The 1,248-nt window shown below is 57.6% G+C and carries 1 protein-coding gene; it reads left to right on the top strand.

Features of this window, described 5'->3' with window-relative positions; translation table 11 throughout:
- Positions 1–143: 143 nt before the first annotated feature.
- Positions 144–1,181: a hypothetical protein gene (locus SFLMC1_RS00180; RefSeq protein WP_152074728.1), complete on the top strand. Its 1,038-nt coding sequence runs from the start codon at positions 144–146 to the stop codon at positions 1,179–1,181.
- The last annotated feature ends 67 nt before the right edge of the window (positions 1,182–1,248 follow it).

Below are 1,248 nucleotides of genomic sequence, written 5' to 3'. Positions count from 1 at the left end.
TTTTGCCAAAAACGGGAAAAGCATCGAATGTTGTGATGGTTTTTCTGCCGCTCGACCGGGCGGAAACGCTTTCTTACGCACGAAGGTGTGCGGGCCCGTGGGCAGGGGAATAAGGTTGGTTATCCGACTCCATTGGAGGGCTCATGGACCTGCCGATCGTCCTGTCCCATAAGACTGCCTGGCTGTATCACAACGTGGCGCGCCCGTCCGAGCCACTCTCGCGAGCAAGCGGCCTATACGATGAGGATTCGCCTGCTAACGAGGCGGAGCCGACCGCGAGCCTGCCCAAATTGGGACTCGATGCCAAGGGGCTGAGGGCTTCAACGGCAGTTGGGATCGTTACCGACTATCTGGTTTCGCTTGGTATTCCACGAGAAGAGCTCGACCATATCGACACACTCGTCAACTTCGATTTTGAGCGCTCGACGCCGGCGGGATTTAGGTGCCACGTGTTTGGCGCGCCGGTACCTCCAGACCATCTTATCGAGGTAGCAGAGGGCCTTCTGGCGGTTGATGAGGCCATGTGCTTTGTCCAAGCGGGTTCGTGGATGAGCGAGCCCGAACAGCTGGAATATGGCTACGAAATCTGCGCCCGATACCATTTGAATCATCTGTCGACAGGCGATTATATCGAGATGGGGCAGAGGTATACCGTTGCCGACTTGATTGCATATTGCAATGAGAACCGATCTCGTCAGGGGGCTGTACGCGCGGCCGCCGTGCTCAAGCGCGTGCACGATGGCGTGCGGTCGCCCATGGAGACGGCCACCGCAATCATGGTCGTAGCAAAACGTTCCCAGGGAGGGCTGGGATACGCCAAGATCGAGCTCAACCATCGGGTCGATGTTCCCAACGAGTTCAAGCATCTCGCAAAGGCCGGGTATTTCGAGATCGACGTATATGCGCCTGCAAGCGGTACGGGGATTGAATACAACGGCTCGCACCATCTTGATAAACAGCGCAGCGCGTTGGATGCGGAGCGTATGACCGTGCTGGGCGCGCTGGGCTTTAGGATGATCGTCCTCACCGGGACTCAGTTTGCCCATCAGCTGCAATTGCATCGGGCGATGAACGCCATCGCGCTCGCTATGGGCCTCAAGTGCGACCGAAGCGAAGCGTTCCAAAAGCGGCAGAACGACCTGCGAGAATTTGTGATTCGGCACTGGGACGGCGGCCTTTAGGGGCGTTTCGGCCCTTCTACAGGATGCCGCAGGCAGGCAAACCATCACAACATTCGACGTTTTTTGC

The organism is Collinsella aerofaciens (genome assembly GCF_901212495.1).
Classification (GTDB): Bacteria; Actinomycetota; Coriobacteriia; order Coriobacteriales; family Coriobacteriaceae; genus Collinsella; species Collinsella aerofaciens_H.
The sequence above is the reverse complement of the archived record's forward strand: the minus strand, read 5'-3'. Positions and strand labels throughout refer to the sequence as shown.

Coding starts and splice junctions, on each gene's coding strand:
- SFLMC1_RS00180 (WP_152074728.1), top strand. CDS start 144: ATGGACCTGCCGATCGTCCTGTCCCATAAGACTGCCTGGCTGTATCAC.